The following is a 16,023-nucleotide window of genomic DNA, read 5'->3' on the forward strand; positions in this document are numbered from 1 at the left end:
CCATTATGTTTCTGAACTTCTGCAGGACTTTTAAAAAGGCTATAAGTTTTAACTTTGTGCCCCTTCCTCCTGTCATTCCCACCCACCTCTCTTGTCATTGCGAGGTCCGATGACTCCGAAAGGACGGAGTATACGGACTCTTCGGGGGGCGGGAACGACAAAGCAATCTCTTTTCACCCTGTCATTCCCGCCCCTGCTTTCGCAGGGGTAAACTCTATCGGGAATCCATTTAGTTGTTTCTTTATTCTTTTACTATTCATCTTTGTGCCTGTTTCTCCTCCCTGTTGCCAACTCTTTCTTGAACATCTATAATATGCCCAATCAAAAAATGTGGAGGTGAATGCATGCTTAGCAACTATACAGCTAAATATACAAAAATAGAATCAGGCTATATGGCGCAATTAGTAGAATGGCCCGAAATAGTGACAGAAGGCAAAACTCTCGAAGAAACCCGAGAAATGCTCAAAGATGCTCTACGAGAAATGGTAGCCGCATACAACCAGCAAGACAAAGAAATTCCCATCGGCGGCGCCCTTATAGAACAAGTCCCCGTCAATATTTAGCATGTCAGTAAAACGTCGCGACCTTATCAAATATTTTCAACAAAACGGTTTCTATCTGCTACGTGAGGGGAAGAAACATTCCATTTATACCAACAATCTAAAAACAATCCCTATTAAAAGACACCGCACTATTGATAGAATTACAGCAAACGAATTATGCAAACAAGCTGCTCTCAAACCCCGATTCTAAACTACAGCTGTAATCTTGAGCCTTAACTTTGCGCTCTTTTCTCGTCATTCCTGTGCAAACAGGAATCCATTTAGTTGTTTCGTTATTCTTCTACCAATATCCCAAAGCCCTTCCCTTTTCCTTGTCATTGCGAGGCCCGATGACTCCGAAAGGACGGAGTATACGGACTCTTCAAGGAGTGGGAACGACGAAGCAATCTCTTCTCCCCCTGTCATTCCCGTGAACGCTACGTGGTTCATGGTTGCGGTTATTTAAATAGGGGAATATAATAAAAGCGATATGAAAAAACAGGAAATTAAAAAAGGCGAGATAGTAATTTATAAATCTCCATCGGGTCCAGGAATCCGGGTAAAATTAGAGAAAGATACTGTATGGCTTGACGCTCATTTAATAGCACAACTTTTTGATGTCAATCGTCCGGCAATAGTTAAACACATAAATAATATCTACAAAACCATCGAATTTCACGAAAAATCAACCTGTTCCATTTTGGAACAGGTTGCTGCAGACGGCAAAATAAGAAAAATGAACCTTTACAATCTGGATATGATTATCTCCGTTGGTTATCGTGTCAATTCCAAGCGTGCTACCCAATTCCGTATATGGGCAACAAAAACACTTAAAGAACATTTAGTTAAAGGATATACCATCAACGAAAAGAGATTATTAACCACTCAAGAAAAATTCAAGGAACTACAGAATGCGATTGAGCTTTTACAGGGTAAAGCCCGACACAAACTTCTATCCGGACAAGAACAGGAAATCTTAAACCTTCTTGCTGATTATTCCAAAACCCTTACCCTGCTTGACCAATACGACAAAGAAAAACTGCCACTGGTTAAAAAAACAAAGGGGAAATTTGTTTTAAAATATGAAGGATCTCTCAAGGTTATCCGCAGAATAAAAACCGAATTGGCTTCTAAAAAAGAAGCAAGCAATTTATTTGGCAATGAATCAGGCGAAAAGTTTCAAGGCATTTTAGGTAGTATCTACCAAACCTTTGGCGGCAAACAATTATATCCCTCACTGGAAGAAAAAGCCTCTCATCTTTTATATTTCATAATCAAAGACCATCCCTTTATTGACGGAAACAAACGCATCGGCTCATTTTTGTTTGTCTATTTTTTAGATAAAAACAACCATCTTTACAAAACAAGCGGTGAAAAGAAAATAAACGACAATGCCTTAACCGCCTTATCACTTTTAATTGCCGTGAGCAACCCCAAAGAAAAAGATAACCTGATTAAAATCATCACCAACCTACTAATCGCCTAACCCTTATCCTCTTCACCCTGTCATTCCCGCCCCTGCTTTCGCAGGGGGAAACTCTAGCGGAAATCCATTCTCTTGTCATTCCCGCGAATGTTTACCCGCCAATCTTTAGTGGTAGGCGGGAATCCAACAATAAAAACTACAACAGGAATCCATTTAGTTGTCATTCCCGTGAACCCTACGTGGTTCATGGTTGCTCTTCGTTCAAGAGGGGAATATAATATGCCCATGGAAATGACAAAAGAAGAGATTAAAAAAATTGTAAGAAACAATAAAGATATCTTGCGGAAATATGAAGTAGCCACTATTGCGCTGTTCGGTTCTTACGCAAGAGGTGAACAGAATAAAGGAAGCGACGCGGATTTCCTAATAGAATTTAGGCAGCCCACTTTCCGCAACTATATCGGTCTTCTTTCAGAATTAAAAAGATTAATCGGCAGACCAGTGGATTTAGTCTCTAAGGATGCCCTTAAAAAACGCATAAAGTCTCAGATTCTCAAAGAAGCAGAAAAAATAATATGAGTAAAAGAGATTATAAACTATACATCGACGATATATTGGAATCTATTCAAAAAATTAAACAATATACCGAGGACATGACGTTTGAAGAATTCTCCCCAAATAATAAGACAATTGATGCTGTAGTAAGAAACTTCGAAATTATGGGTGAAGCTTCCAAACAAATACCAAAAACAATAAAAGATAAATATAAAGATATTGAATGGAAATCTCTAATTCAATTCAGAAATGTAGTAGTTCATGAATATTTTGGAATAGACCTCAAAATCATGTGGGATATAATAAAAAACGAAATACCGCCTTTAGAAGCAAAAATCAAAAAAGTATTAAAAGCTTGATTATTATAGCCTGAAGACCTACCGACCCAACTCAATACTACAAATTACTGTGACAATTACTGCGACATCAGAGAATCAAGACCAATCAGTTCTAAGTCCGTCTAACCAAAAGTGGACGGGCGAATTGTAAGTGGTAAGTTTAAACTAAAAACTCCGAAGGAGTCCGAATTTCGATGTAACATCGAAACATCGGACTGAAAACCCTGTCTGCCGATTTGTAATGCTTTTCACTGTAAACTGTAAACTGTAAACTGAATTTTGAGTTCACTGAAAATTCCCATATAATAGGGGGAAATTTTGACTTTTAAGTTGTAAGGAGTAAAATGAATTTAAATATAACAGTCCTGAGTTTAGAAGGGGGAACCTGGACACTAAAACCAGTCAAAAACTGGTCCGCCAATTTTTGTGGTGGAAAGTAAAACCTTCGCTTTACCTGCCTCGCTGAGGGCAGGAAAAAAGGCGAGGGTTTTTTGTTGGGGGAGGAAATTTTATGAAAAGCTACTATCGAATAATGCTGGGTCGTCAAAGTGCGCATGCAGACGAGGCCTACAAGGGAAATTTTATCGGTGTAGGATGGTTTAAAAACATAGATTTAACAAACAAGTTATTAGAAGACTGGCGAGAGTTTAGAAAAGAAATAATTCCCTTATATCTTAAAGAATACCCCGACAAATCAAAGATTGCGGCTGGGCTTGCTTGTAGCATGTTATGGAGCATAAGTAAGGGCATACTTATAGACGATATTGTTTTGTGTCCAGATGGTAAAGGCTCATACTATGTTGGAGAAGTTATAATAAATTATTCTTACCATAAGGGAGCAAATCTTCCACATCAACGAGGTGTTCGTTGGTTCTCAAATACAATCGAAAGAACACAAATGAGTCAAGCCTTGCAATACTCTACTGGTGCAATTGGAACATTGAGTAACGTTACTAAATACGCAGGAGAAATAGAACAACTAATTGCTGGAGATCGTCCACCAACTATTTTCGCAACTGATAAATCTATTGAAGACCCAACGGCATTTGCTATAGAAAAACACCTAGAGGATTTCTTGGTGCAAAATTGGAAACACACTGAACTTGACAAAAAATACGATATCTTTGAAGTGGAAGGAGAACTTGTCGGACAGCAATACAAAAGTGACACTGGATCAATAGATATTTTGGCGATTAGCAAGAATAAAAAAGAATTACTAATAGTAGAGCTCAAAAAAGGACGAGCAAGTGATGTAGTTATTGGGCAAGTCCAACGCTATATGGGATATGTTAAGGAAGAGTTGGCAGAAGAAGGGCAAGTTGTTCGGGGAGTAATTATTGCATTGGAAGATGATATTCGTTTACGAAGAGCACTATCAGTTGCCCAGAATATTGATTTTTATACCTATACAATCGATTTCAAACTTATAAAAAAGTAAACTATGGCAAAACTTAAAGATATTCCAAAAGTTAATAGGCCCAGAGAGCGATTCTTAGAGAAAGGACCGGATGCACTATCTAAAAGCGAGCTTTTGGCTATTTTGCTTGGTAGTGGAATAAAAGGGAAGAATGTCAAAGAATTAGCTGGGCAGATTGTTAGAAAGTTTAGCGCGAAATTCTTAAATTTATCTATTGATGATCTTCTTGAAATTCAAGGGATTGGCCAGGCAAAAGCTTTGCAAATTGTTTCTGCTTTGGAGTTGGTAAAAAGGTTTTACTTGGATTCTTCCCCAAAGGACAATATCATTTTGGCAGCACAAGATGCAATTTCTATAACTTCCGATATACGAGATAAGAAAAAAGAATATCTGGTATGTCTTTATCTCAACGCAAGAAATGTGCTGATTAAAAAAGAAGTTATTTCAATTGGTATATTAGATAAAAGCATTATTCATCCACGCGAAATTTTTGGGCCTGCCGTAGAGTTAAGGGCGGCTGGTATCGTTCTATTGCACAATCACCCGTCGGGAGATGTTACTCCTAGCAAGCAAGATATCGAGATCGTAAATAAAATTCTCGAGGCGGGGAAAATAATGGGCGTAAATGTTATTGACTTTATTATCGTTAGTGAAAACAGTACTCATAGCTTTTTTACTGATATGCAAAACCCTGACCAGAAAGTCACGTCTTATGTTTCCGATGGCGTACAGTATTCGCTTTTTGATCTATTGGAAACCAAACAACCGACGTATACACCAGAAATTAAAAAAATACATAAAGTATATTTTTATCCCGATAATAGAACAAAGTCCGGACATTTCCAGCTACAAAATAGAAGGTTTTTAGGAAATAAGTATAAACTGCTTGGTTTTATTGAGGACATTGTTAACGAAAAGTGCAATGGCTTCGGTGTATTTTGCGATATTTTTGCAGGTACCGGTGTTGTAGGCGAGCGGTTTAACGAGAAAAGTATAAAGATTATTGCGAATGATTTTTTAACAAGCAATTACCTTCCATTAAAAGCCTTTTTGGGAACTTCGGAAATTGATTTTGAAGAAGTAGAAAAGAAAATAAGATTGCTTAATAACTTAGAAGCACACAATGATAATTATTTTTCAAGACATTTCGGTAATACCTTTTTTACCTTAGAGAATGCCCGTAAAATCGGAGTTATTAGGGAAAAAATTGACAAGATTGCAGAAAACGAAAATGAAAAAGCGATTTTGATTACCGCATTGCTCTATGCAGTCGATAAGGTAGCAAATACGGTTGGTCATTATGACGCGTACAGAAAGAAATTAGACACAATTCAGCCATTGCGCCTTTTAGTTCCAGATTTTGAGCCAGAGAATAATTCAAATAACGAAATATACAAAGAAAACGCAAACCAGCTTATTAGAAAAATAAATTGCGATGTCTTGTATATTGATCCTCCCTATAACTCTCGCCAGTACTCAGATGCGTACCATTTATTAGAAAACCTTGCCATGTGGGAAAAGCCATTGGTTCACGGCAAAGCGAAAAAAATGGACAGAACACATATTAAAAGTGATTACTGCTTAAAATCGGCGTCGAGAGCGTTTACTGATTTGATTTCTAATGCAAACTGTAAGCATATTTTAGTCTCTTATAATAATACGGGCGAATCTAAGGATGGACGATCAAATGCTCGGATTAGTGATGAACTGATGATAAATATATTAAAAACTCGTGGCGGTGTTGATATTTTTGAACGAGATTATAAAGCATTTACAACTGGCAAAAGTAATACAGATGGACACACTGAGCGAGTTTTTTATTGCAAAGTAACAAAACAATTATGAGAAAACCTTGGTCAATATCAACAACTGTTAGAAACCCCGATAGATTACGGGACTTCTTGCTCGTTTTGAAAGAGTTAGAGAGACAACCGTTTAATTTGGAAAATCAAATTGAATATCAAATTCTTCTCATTCAAAATAAGATATACAAACCGACTGATTTAACTAAAGAGCAAAAAGAGTATTTTGATGATCTTGAAAAAGAAATGCCATCTTCTCTAGCAAAAGAAATTTTTAATGCACAAAATTATAAAGACCCTGCAATGCGTGGCCGAAACTCTGTTGCACCACTTAATAAAATGGGATTATGTATTGCAAAAAATTCGGCTGAAGGCGTGAAAATAACCCCGCTTGGCGAATATTTCCTTTCCGAGGAGTATGATTTAGGTAAATTATTCTTTATCCATTTTTTGAAATGGCAACTTCCCAATCCAGCAAGTAGGACATTTTCTAAAAGAGATGGATTCTCTATCAAACCTTTTATTGGGACTTTACATCTTATTAACGAAGTAAATAAAATATGGGGCAAACTTGGGAGGGATCCAATCGGAATAAACAAGGATGAATTTTCTCTTTTTGCTTTAACACTTATTGATTATAAGAGCATCAAAAAACAAGCGGAAAAATTGATTGAATATCGCACTGGACTACGTTCACAGAAAGATGACAAGAGTAGAAAACACTTCAAAGAACAATTTAGGAAAAACTTTGCCATGGCATTTTTAGGAACAGAAAAAACTGACGAAATTACAAAGCTACTCAACAACCTTAAGGATTATGGCGACAATGCAATTCGATATTTTAGATTGACCAGATACTTACATATTCGAGGTGGTGGATTTTATGTTGATCTGGAGCCAAGAAGGTCTATTGAAATTGATAATCTGCTATCAACCGATAATGCTTCTCCTTTAGTATTTGAAAATGCCGATGCATATATAGAATATCTTGCCGATATTGAGCAACCTGTTTTGCCGTGGGAGACAAAATCTGAATTAGTAAAAATTGCAGAAAAGCTAACCCAAGATGCAAAGAATTACGTAGCGGCTTTGATATCAAAAGCGATAAGCGTTTCTGTCTTTAATTTTCAAGGGGTAAAATCTTTGAATACAGAACAGCTAAAGCAATATATTGAAGATTTACGATTTTATCGTAGAAAACTGCAAGAAGTGGAAACTCGTTTTGAGTCCCAAGATGTATCGAAAATCAAGGAATACATCAACGCACTCCAAACTATTCATAAATCAAGCAAAAAAAAGAGCATTGAACTTGAAAGACTCTCAACGCTTGCACTCAATGCTCTCAACGATGCATTAGAGATAAAACCAAACTATCCGGTGGGTGATGATAATGAACCAACTTTTACTGCACCCGCTAATAAACCAGACATAGAATGCTTCTACGAAAAGTTTAATTCGGTATGTGAAGTTACAATGCTTACAAATCGTTCGCAATGGTATAACGAAGGCCAGCCAGTCATGCGCCATGTGAGAGATTTCGAGAATTTCCACACCGACAAAGCAACTTATTGCCTATTTATCGCTCCGCGGCTACATCAAGATACAGTAGAGACGTTCTGGATGGCAATTAAATATGGGTACAAAGGAGCAACACAAAGAATCGTTCCTCTTTCCATTGCGCAATTTATTAGATTGCTCGAAATTCTCCTGGAAGTCCGAAAGAAAGGGAATCAATTTACACATGATGAATTATTAAATCTTTACAAGCAAGTTTTGGGGCTTACGAATCATGTAACACATTCTGAGGAGTGGATTGAGCGAATACCGGAGACAATCACTGCTTGGCAAAAATCTGTTTTAGCAAAGCAATAATTATGAAATTGGATACTATTTACCAAGGCGATTGCATAAAAGTTTTGAATGAAAAAATTGATAAAAAATCAGTTGATTTGATTTTTGCCGACCCCCCCTACAATCTTTCCGGCAATGGACTCAAATGGGAGGGCAATAAAACTGGTGGTGATTGGTATATGGTAAATGAAGAATGGGACAAGATGACTGCTCCAGAGTATATACAATTTACAAAAAAGTGGATTGGAGCTTGCTTCAAGGTATTAAAAAACAACGGCTCAATTTACATTTCTTGCACCTATCACAATATTGCTGAGGTAATGATTGTTCTTAAACAACTCGACTTCAAAATCAACAATGTTATTGTTTGGCAAAAGACAAATGCGATGCCCAACATGACCAAAAGGGTTTTTACTCACTCAACAGAATTTGTTGTATGGGCTGTGAAAGGCAAAAAATGGGTATTTAACTACCAAGAGCTTAAAAAAATAAATCCTGAGAAGCAAAAAGATAATTCTCCAAAGCAAATGAGAGATGTTTGGTCTCTACCTCTTGTGCAAGGCAAAGAGAGATTGCATGGAAAAGATGGTCGCGCCCTACATCCAACCCAAAAGCCAGAAGAAATGCTAAAAAGGATAATTATTGCCTCATCAAACAAGGGTGATTTAATTCTTGATCCTTTTTTAGGAAGTGGCACAACGGCGGTGATTGCTGAAAAACTTAGCAGAAACTGGATAGGAATTGAAAAGAATAAAAAGTATATTGAAGCGGCAAAAAAAAGAATTCACAATGAAAAAAAGAAAAAATTGAAAAAGAAAGTATTAAGAGATGATAGTTAAAAATCAAAATCTGGAGGGGATAGGTTATGGATTCTAAAAAACCAGACACTTTATTCTTCAAATTATGTTATAGACAGTATGAATTTGAAATGGAAGAGACTAATCAGATATACCAGCGGTTCAGTTTTGCAATAGAAAGGGTCAAATAGAAAGAAATAGAAAGGGTCAAATCTTGACATTTGACATAATGAAAATTAGGGTCAGGTCTTGCATTAACACAAAACTAAATAATGCCTAAAAAACCGGCGTTGGTTGGGATTGTTCCCAGAAAAGAACTTTGGCCTAAAATTCAAAAAGAAGGTTGGTATCATATCCCTGTTAAATCTGCGCCCAAGAATGCCGATGTAATAGAGTATCTGGCTTTTTATTTTCCAAAAGTTTTCGGGGATGAGTATCAGTATAGAGTAATTTATTACGCAAAAGTTTTAGGATGCGAGACAACTAAAAGAATTAACCTTTTCCCCGATGAACCCGCCCATCCAAAGGCAATGAATGATTATTTTAAGTTCTCTTTGGCCGAAATAGAAAAATTGCCAAAACCAATCCCAAGCAAAACGTGGAGAAGAATTATTCATATACCCACGAGTTTGGAAAAGTTATTGACTGCGGAAGAAATTAATGATTTGTGGGATAGCAGCCCTTTGGAAGAGAAAATGTATTTGGAAATGAAAAAGCGAGATATAGAAGCGCAAAGGCAGTTTTATGTTAAAGTTGGCAGGCAGTTTTATTGTTTGGATTTTGGCGTGTTTTGTCGTGAAGGGAATATTGATATTGAATGTGATGGTGAGAAATATCATATTTTACCCGAAGCAATGACTAAAGATAGACAACGGAATAATCAATTAACCAGTTGCGGATGGAGTGTGTTGAGATTTTTGGGCAAAGAAATTAATGGCGATATTGGGGGCTGTTTTACGACAATAGAAAAAACCATAAATAATTTGGGCGGTTTCAAAATTAGGGACCCAAATTAGGGACAGCGCCCATTAAAAAATACGACGGATGCGAAATAGAAGGACAGATTGAATTGGATTCCCGCCCACCACTAAAGATTGGCAGGTAAACTTTCGCGAGAATGACAAAAGGGGAGTTTACCCCTGCAAAAAGAAAGAGCAAGAAAGGGTCAAATCTTGACATTTTACATTAGTGAAATATGACTGAAGAATCACAAACAAGTAGAGTTACCCTGAACCACGTAGGATTCAGGGCACTACGTGAACAATGAAAAAAATTGTCGATCCCAACAAAATTAAAATTGGTGATATTATTTTAGTTGCCGGTGGCACAAGGGCAACAATAAATATTCAAAAGAAGCTCGGTTATGGCGAGAGCAGTAAATGGACGCATGTTGCCGGAAGTATCGGTGGGTATGATTTGGTCGAAGGATGGATTCCCCAATCTGTAGTGAGCAATCTGCAGGAAAAGTATGTTGACAGAGGAATAGAAATAAAGGTGATGAGAAGGAAATTCGGGAGCAATTACGACAGAATAAAAGTTGCGCTGTGGTGGGCAGCTATGAACAATATCCCATATGATTACCTTCAGCTTTTGCGTTTTCCTATTATTGCGGGTTATTTAGGCAGAGCGTTTTTATTTTTGAGAAATCTTTTCAACAGCAAAAAACGTTTGATCTGTTCTGAACTCGTAACGAACGGGTTTTATAAGCAAGGTTATAATTTGTTTAACAAACGTTCCGAAGATATCCTCCCTGCCGATTTTGATGATGCAAAATTATTTAATGAAGTAAGTGATATCTGGCTAAATACTAGACGTTAGACAATAGACATTAGACTCAATCCAAAATAAATGGCAAAAGAAAAACTGCGCTATGAGGTGGATCCGTATAATCGGTTGGTTGTTGAGGAAACCGGTAGAAAACTTCCGTTGTCTCGTTTCCGCAGGGTATTGGACGGAAAGTTCAAAACAGGTCCAAATGGGACCCTGATTTACCATATCAAAGCTCCGATGTATGGGCTTGATACAAAGAGCAAGGCGCCGCATCAGGTAAAGCTAAGAGGTAAATGGTCTTTAAATAAAAATCATGACTTAGTGCTTACGTTGGATAACTGGCGCAGGCAGACGATGGGGGATGAGATTACTTTAAAGGGTGAGATAGTATCTGTTTCTTCAAGTTCCCTCTCTTTTGCAGTAACGACAAGGTCCGAGGAAAATCTTGATACAAGAAATATTCTAAAACTGCAAGGCAGGTGGCAGGCGGATAAGCATAATCGCCTAACCTTCAGGGTAAAGAAGGGTGAAGGCAGGCACGATACCCTAACCTTTGACGGCATCTGGGAAATTGATAAGAAGCACAGGATAGTTTATAAATATGAGAAAGCCCAGCTGATACGCAAAAAAACACTTAAAGAAACCCTCATTTTCAAAGGTTCTTTTGATATCACCAAGCGAAACAAGTTGTCCTATGAACTAAGCCCGAAAGGGAAATCGGTTTTTGATTTCCGGACCGGCTTGGGGTTTCTGCACGAAAAGTATATAAAATACGAAATCGGCATAGGGGGCTCTAACAGAAGGAAGCCGTTTAAAAGGACTTTAGTCCTTTACGGCAAATGGAAGATAAAGCGAAATGTTGGACTGTTGTTCGAAATTAAGTACGAAAAGCCCGCCACTTCTGCCACTTCCGCCATTAAAAACTGGCGAGGCAGGCCCAAGGTTATTAAGTTTGGGGCCGATGCCAGACTTACCAAAAAAGATGAGATCAAATTCAGGATTAAAAATGAGATGGGCAAAAATTTAGGTCTTGAGCTTAAATTATCAAGAAAATTACTTCGGGGCGATGGCAAAGCTTTCATCAAGCTTCTTAAGGATAAAAAAGAAGCCGCAATATATGTAGGCGCCGGGTTGAGATGATGAGAAATGGTAAATGGACTTTAGACATTAGACTATAGACGTTAGGATAGATTCTAGATGCTAAGTACTGGATACGATCCCCCCTTGATTTCCTTGAAATCAAAGCAGGGGGGACTTCGTACTCCAACGGGAGTACTACGGGGGGGGGCTCCGCACTCTTCTGATTAAATCAGAAGAGTGCTTCGGGGCTTGACTGAAAAGGATTTATTCTTCATAATACCGACCTTAAACTAAAAGGGGGAGCAAAAATGGCTAAATATAAAATTGCGGTTATTCCCGGTGACGGAACGGGGACAGAGGTGGTAAATGAAGGTCTGAAGGTGCTTGAAGCAACCGGTAAAAAGTTTGGTTTTGAGTATGAAACAAAAACTTTTGATTTTGGCGGTGAAAGATATTTAAAGACAGGCAAGACTCTGGATAAAGAAGATATAGAGGAATTAAGGCAATATTCGGCAATTTATCTGGGCGCGATAGGTCATCCCGATGTAAAACCGGGCATATTGGAAACGGGTATTTTATTGAATTTAAGATTTTCGCTTGACCAATATATAAATCTGCGTCCGATAAAACTTTATAATGAGGCGTTTTGTCCACTAAAGGATAAGAAGCCAGAAGATATTGATTTTGTTGTTGTTAGGGAAAATTCAGAGGGGCTTTATAAGAGCATGGGTGAGTTCCAGAATAAAGGAACTAAGGATGAAGTGGCGACTCAGATTTCCTATAACACGAGAAAAGGTGTAGAGCGCTGTATCCGTTACGCTTTTGAGGTGACTAAAAAACGGAATAAAGGCAAAAAACTGACTCTTTGCGGGAAGACAAATGTTTTAACTTTCGCCTGGGATCTATGGCAGAGAACTTTCAACGAGGTGGCAAAAGAATATCCTGATATTAAAACCGATTATGCTCACGTTGACGCGACAACTATGTGGTTTGTTAAAAATCCCGAATGGTTTGATGTTATCGTTACGGATAATATGTTCGGCGATATCATAACCGATTTGGGCGCGATGATTCAGGGCGGGATGGGAATTGCCGCAGGCGGAAACATCAATCCCGAAGGCGTTTCTATGTTTGAGCCAATCGGCGGAAGCGCTCCGAAATATACGGGTCAAAATGTTATTAACCCGTTAGCCGCAATTTGCGCAGGCGCTATGATGTTGGAAACTTTGGGCGAAGCGGAAGCGGCAAAAGCGATTGAGAACGCGGTAATAGATATCGTCCGCAAAGAATTGAAATCATTAGGCGCGGGTAAAATGGGATATACTACATCGCAGGTAGGCGATTTAGTGGTGGCGCGGATATAAATAAACGAGGGACAGTACATAGTATTTGGTATTTAGTCTTTTATATAGTACATACCATATACTATGTACTATATACCAGAAACCATAAACCATACACTTACACAGTTGACTTCTCTCTGTCTGTTCTTTAATATCTTATTAACAGATGCGGAAAACAACCACTCGAAGAATCTCTCTTGCCAATAAAGAGCAAACTTTAAAGATACTTGGCAGAAACGACAAATTGTCACATCTATTGGAAAAGGAATTTGATATCGTCGTTATAGGCCGAGGCGAGGATATAGCTCTAAAAGGAAAACCTGCGCAGGTGTCTAAAGCCAAAAAGTTTATGGACAAGATATTGTTGTTATCTGAAAACAAGGAGGATATAACAGAGGACGATATTCTTTTTGCGATGCAAAAAACAAATAAAGATAAAGCAGGCAATTTGGAGAAAATTATACAAGACAGGATAGAGATTCCCGCCGAAAGAAAATATATCGTTCCCAAAAATCCCGCCCAGAAGAGATATATAGAATCTATAAAGGAAAACGAAATTGTTTTCTCGATAGGCCCCGCGGGAACGGGAAAAACATATCTTGCAATGGCTATGGCGGTGCATTATTTGGCAAATAATAGAACCGGCAGAGTAATTTTGGTGCGTCCTGCCGTTGAGGCGGGAGAAAAATTGGGGTTTCTGCCCGGAGACCTGCAGGAAAAAATCAATCCGTATCTTCGTCCGCTTTATGACGCTTTATATGAAATGTTGGAAACGGAGAAATTGCATCAATACTTGCAAAGAAATATAATTGAGATAGCACCGCTTGCATATATGAGGGGCAGAACATTTAATGATGCCTTTATCGTGCTGGACGAAGCTCAAAATTCCACGCCCGAACAGATGAAGATGTTCTTGACGCGTTTGGGATTTGATTCTAAAGTTATAGTTACGGGAGATATTACACAGATTGATTTACCCGTAGGCACTGCTTCGGGTCTTATAGAAGTTCAACATGTCCTTAAGGGTATAAAAGGCATTGACTTTGCATATTTCACGGAAAAAGACGTTGTTCGACACAAGTTGGTGCAAGAAATTATAAGAGCCTATGAAAAACAGAAAAACAAAAAAACAAACTGACGTAAAGCTGGTCCGCCCAAAAAGCGGAATAAAAAAGAAACTTTACCTTACTATAAAGAAACAGCTTAAATATTTCAGGAAACCGCTGGAATATGTGCGTAAAGTCAACACATGCTTAATCGGCATTATTTTTTATATAGCTACACTCGGGCTTGTTTTAAAATCCATGAACTTATTGCAGGATTTGAATGCAAACCTGCCGCAAATCGCAGGGATAGCTTTATGTGTATTCCTTTTCTTATTTTTAATGCTGTTTTATCTTTCCAAATATAATGCTTCTGTTATAAAGCATCCTCTTAAATTTTTAATTTTCTGTTTAATCAATTTCGGAACACTTTTAATAGCACACGGATTTTCCAAAACAACACTCTCACAATATAGCATTCCTGCAGTTTTAACGGGGATACTACTTGCTTCATTGATTGGTGGACGCGAAGCGCTTGCCTGTATAATAATTTTGGGAGGACTAATAGGATTTATATCAAATTTCAGAATAGACGTTGTTTTTACTTTTATAATGATGGGCGGATTAGCTGCTTTGAGTATTCCTTTTATACACAAACGCAGAGACTTATTTAAAATGGGGCTTGTAGCAGGAAGCATTGGAGCAGTATTCATAATAAGTTGGGGGCTTTCACAAGGATGGACCGTCAAAAACATTGCGATACAAGGATTATACGTTGTAGGAAGCGCTTTGGTTTCAGCCTTTTTAGCGTTGGAAATATTGCCCTTTTTAGAAAACCTTTTCGGGAAAATTACCGAGGCTAAACTATTAGAATTATCACGTTTGACTCATCCTTTGTTGGTTAATTTAAGAGAAAAAGCTCCGGGCAGTTATCAGTCGTGTTTAATGGTTGCAAATTTAGCTGAAGCGGCGGCAGAAAAAGTACATGCAAACTCGTTACTTGCAAAAGTGGGCGCTTATTACCACGACATAGGAAAAATAAAAAACCCGCCATACTTTGCGGAAAATTTAAGCTTAAACTCCAAGAGCAGGCATAAAAAAGTAAACCCTGCGCTTTCTAGTTTAATTCTTATCTCTCATGTAAAAGAAGGGGTTCAATTAGCAGAGAAATACCGCCTGCCTCAAAAAATTCGGGATATTATAAATCAACATCACGGCACAACTTTTACTTCTTTCTTTTATCAGGAAGCCTTGAAAAAAGAATCCAACGATACGGTTGACGAAGATTCTTTCCGTTATCCTGGTCCCAAACCTCAAAGCAAAGAAGCCGCAATTGTAATGTTGGCAGATAGCGTAGAAGCGGCTTCCCGCACACTTGAGGACCCATCGCCCGCAAGAATAAGACATTTGGTAGAAAAGTTAACAAATGAAAAACTCCTGGGAAAACAACTTGACGAATCTCAACTTAACTTTAATGATTTGCACGTGATTCAGGAAAGTTTGATTCAATCTCTTACGGGAACCTTCCATAGCCGAATCAAATATCCGTCTTCCGAGGAAACAGACGCGGAAAAAGACACGAAAGATAAAAATGGACATTCAAATACAAGAGAATAAAAAAGCAAACAAATACCGCAATATAATACTCCAAGCCGGAGAGAAAACCCTATCGTTTATGGGTAAAGAAAAAAAATCTTTAGGCATTCTTATAACAGACGAACACCAAATACGCCAACTTAATAAAAAGTTTCGAAATACCGATGAACCTACGGATGTGCTTGCTTTTCCTTACGGGGAAAAACGTTCGCCATATCTTGGAGACATAGCAATTTCATTGATGCAAGCCAAAGAACAAGCAAAAACATATAAGGAGAAATTAGAAGATGAGCTTGCAAGACTGGTAATACACGGTGTTTTGCATCTTTTGGGAGAAACCGACTACACATCTAAGTCAAAGGAAAAGATGTGGGCTAAACAGGAAAAAATTCTTACGTCATTAAAAGAGAAAAATTAAAAGAAGGGAAGAGAAATAGATCTCCCCTCTGTTTTCCCCTTAGAA

16 protein-coding genes are annotated in these 16,023 nt (G+C 38.0%); all 16 read left to right on the plus strand.

From position 1 onward, the window contains the following. Positions 1-344 precede the first annotated feature (344 nt). The 16 genes from KAS42_03275 (at position 345) to ybeY (ending at position 15,978) form a co-directional block, all read left to right on the plus strand. Complete coding sequence (locus tag KAS42_03275; GenBank protein ID MCK4905249.1) at positions 345-563, plus strand: type II toxin-antitoxin system HicB family antitoxin; 219 nt, start codon at positions 345-347, stop codon at positions 561-563. A 1-nt stretch (position 564) separates the two neighbouring features. Beyond that, complete coding sequence (locus KAS42_03280; GenBank protein ID MCK4905250.1) at positions 565-753, plus strand: type II toxin-antitoxin system HicA family toxin; 189 nt, start codon at positions 565-567, stop codon at positions 751-753. A 279-nt stretch (positions 754-1,032) separates the two neighbouring features. Beyond that, positions 1,033-2,028 carry a virulence protein RhuM/Fic/DOC family protein gene (locus KAS42_03285; protein ID MCK4905251.1) on the plus strand — a complete coding sequence of 332 codons (996 nt, stop codon included), beginning with the start codon at positions 1,033-1,035 and terminating at the stop codon, positions 2,026-2,028. 231 nt (positions 2,029-2,259) lie between these two features. Then, the gene (locus tag KAS42_03290) at positions 2,260-2,547 is read left to right on the plus strand and encodes a nucleotidyltransferase family protein (GenBank protein ID MCK4905252.1); all 288 of its coding nucleotides are present in this window, start codon (positions 2,260-2,262) and stop codon (positions 2,545-2,547) included. Continuing rightward, the gene (locus KAS42_03295) at positions 2,544-2,882 is read left to right on the plus strand and encodes a DUF86 domain-containing protein (protein MCK4905253.1); all 339 of its coding nucleotides are present in this window, start codon (positions 2,544-2,546) and stop codon (positions 2,880-2,882) included. The genes KAS42_03290 and KAS42_03295 overlap by 4 nt, the downstream gene beginning before the upstream one ends. 490 nt (positions 2,883-3,372) lie before the next feature. Continuing rightward, positions 3,373-4,299, plus strand: coding sequence for a DUF91 domain-containing protein (locus KAS42_03300; protein ID MCK4905254.1), 927 nt, complete (start codon positions 3,373-3,375; stop codon positions 4,297-4,299). Between the two features lie 3 nt (positions 4,300-4,302). After that, a complete protein-coding gene (gene radC, locus KAS42_03305; GenBank protein MCK4905255.1) occupies positions 4,303-6,123 on the plus strand; it encodes a DNA repair protein RadC in 1,821 nt (606 codons plus the stop codon). Then, complete coding sequence (locus KAS42_03310) at positions 6,120-7,952, plus strand: AlwI family type II restriction endonuclease (GenBank protein MCK4905256.1); 1,833 nt, start codon at positions 6,120-6,122, stop codon at positions 7,950-7,952. Before radC ends, KAS42_03310 begins: the two co-directional genes overlap by 4 nt. A 2-nt stretch (positions 7,953-7,954) precedes the next feature. Further along, on the plus strand, positions 7,955-8,770 hold the full coding sequence (locus tag KAS42_03315; GenBank protein MCK4905257.1) for a site-specific DNA-methyltransferase: 816 nt from the start codon (positions 7,955-7,957) through the stop codon (positions 8,768-8,770). 230 nt (positions 8,771-9,000) lie between these two features. Then, positions 9,001-9,744 (plus strand): DUF559 domain-containing protein, encoded by a 744-nt coding sequence (locus tag KAS42_03320; protein ID MCK4905258.1) that lies wholly within the window; start codon positions 9,001-9,003, stop codon positions 9,742-9,744. Positions 9,745-9,991: 247 nt separating this feature from the next. Next, complete coding sequence (locus KAS42_03325; GenBank protein MCK4905259.1) at positions 9,992-10,546, plus strand: hypothetical protein; 555 nt, start codon at positions 9,992-9,994, stop codon at positions 10,544-10,546. A gap of 30 nt (positions 10,547-10,576) precedes the next feature. After that, a complete protein-coding gene (locus KAS42_03330; GenBank protein ID MCK4905260.1) occupies positions 10,577-11,638 on the plus strand; it encodes a hypothetical protein in 1,062 nt (353 codons plus the stop codon). Between the two features lie 248 nt (positions 11,639-11,886). Then, entirely contained in the window at positions 11,887-12,942 is a 1,056-nt protein-coding gene (locus KAS42_03335) for a 3-isopropylmalate dehydrogenase (GenBank protein MCK4905261.1), read from the plus strand. Positions 12,943-13,087: 145 nt separating this feature from the next. Then, complete coding sequence (locus tag KAS42_03340; protein ID MCK4905262.1) at positions 13,088-14,059, plus strand: PhoH family protein; 972 nt, start codon at positions 13,088-13,090, stop codon at positions 14,057-14,059. Beyond that, positions 14,028-15,581 (plus strand): HDIG domain-containing protein, encoded by a 1,554-nt coding sequence (locus KAS42_03345; protein MCK4905263.1) that lies wholly within the window; start codon positions 14,028-14,030, stop codon positions 15,579-15,581. The genes KAS42_03340 and KAS42_03345 overlap by 32 nt, the downstream gene beginning before the upstream one ends. Next, positions 15,556-15,978: an rRNA maturation RNase YbeY gene (gene ybeY, locus KAS42_03350; protein MCK4905264.1), complete on the plus strand. Its 423-nt coding sequence runs from the start codon at positions 15,556-15,558 to the stop codon at positions 15,976-15,978. The genes KAS42_03345 and ybeY overlap by 26 nt, the downstream gene beginning before the upstream one ends. Positions 15,979-16,023: the final 45 nt, after the last annotated feature.

The organism is bacterium (assembly GCA_023135785.1).
GTDB lineage: Bacteria > CAIJMQ01 > CAIJMQ01 > CAIJMQ01 > CAIJMQ01 > CAZNJA01.

Coding starts and splice junctions, on each gene's coding strand:
- KAS42_03280 (MCK4905250.1), top strand. CDS start 565: ATGTCAGTAAAACGTCGCGACCTTATCAAATATTTTCAACAAAACGGT.
- KAS42_03275 (MCK4905249.1), top strand. CDS start 345: ATGCTTAGCAACTATACAGCTAAATATACAAAAATAGAATCAGGCTAT.
- KAS42_03310 (MCK4905256.1), top strand. CDS start 6,120: ATGAGAAAACCTTGGTCAATATCAACAACTGTTAGAAACCCCGATAGA.
- radC (MCK4905255.1), top strand. CDS start 4,303: ATGGCAAAACTTAAAGATATTCCAAAAGTTAATAGGCCCAGAGAGCGA.
- KAS42_03335 (MCK4905261.1), top strand. CDS start 11,887: ATGGCTAAATATAAAATTGCGGTTATTCCCGGTGACGGAACGGGGACA.
- KAS42_03345 (MCK4905263.1), top strand. CDS start 14,028: ATGAAAAACAGAAAAACAAAAAAACAAACTGACGTAAAGCTGGTCCGC.
- KAS42_03320 (MCK4905258.1), top strand. CDS start 9,001: ATGCCTAAAAAACCGGCGTTGGTTGGGATTGTTCCCAGAAAAGAACTT.
- ybeY (MCK4905264.1), top strand. CDS start 15,556: ATGGACATTCAAATACAAGAGAATAAAAAAGCAAACAAATACCGCAAT.
- KAS42_03285 (MCK4905251.1), top strand. CDS start 1,033: ATGAAAAAACAGGAAATTAAAAAAGGCGAGATAGTAATTTATAAATCT.
- KAS42_03340 (MCK4905262.1), top strand. CDS start 13,088: ATGCGGAAAACAACCACTCGAAGAATCTCTCTTGCCAATAAAGAGCAA.
- KAS42_03295 (MCK4905253.1), top strand. CDS start 2,544: ATGAGTAAAAGAGATTATAAACTATACATCGACGATATATTGGAATCT.
- KAS42_03325 (MCK4905259.1), top strand. CDS start 9,992: ATGAAAAAAATTGTCGATCCCAACAAAATTAAAATTGGTGATATTATT.
- KAS42_03300 (MCK4905254.1), top strand. CDS start 3,373: ATGAAAAGCTACTATCGAATAATGCTGGGTCGTCAAAGTGCGCATGCA.
- KAS42_03290 (MCK4905252.1), top strand. CDS start 2,260: ATGACAAAAGAAGAGATTAAAAAAATTGTAAGAAACAATAAAGATATC.
- KAS42_03315 (MCK4905257.1), top strand. CDS start 7,955: ATGAAATTGGATACTATTTACCAAGGCGATTGCATAAAAGTTTTGAAT.
- KAS42_03330 (MCK4905260.1), top strand. CDS start 10,577: ATGGCAAAAGAAAAACTGCGCTATGAGGTGGATCCGTATAATCGGTTG.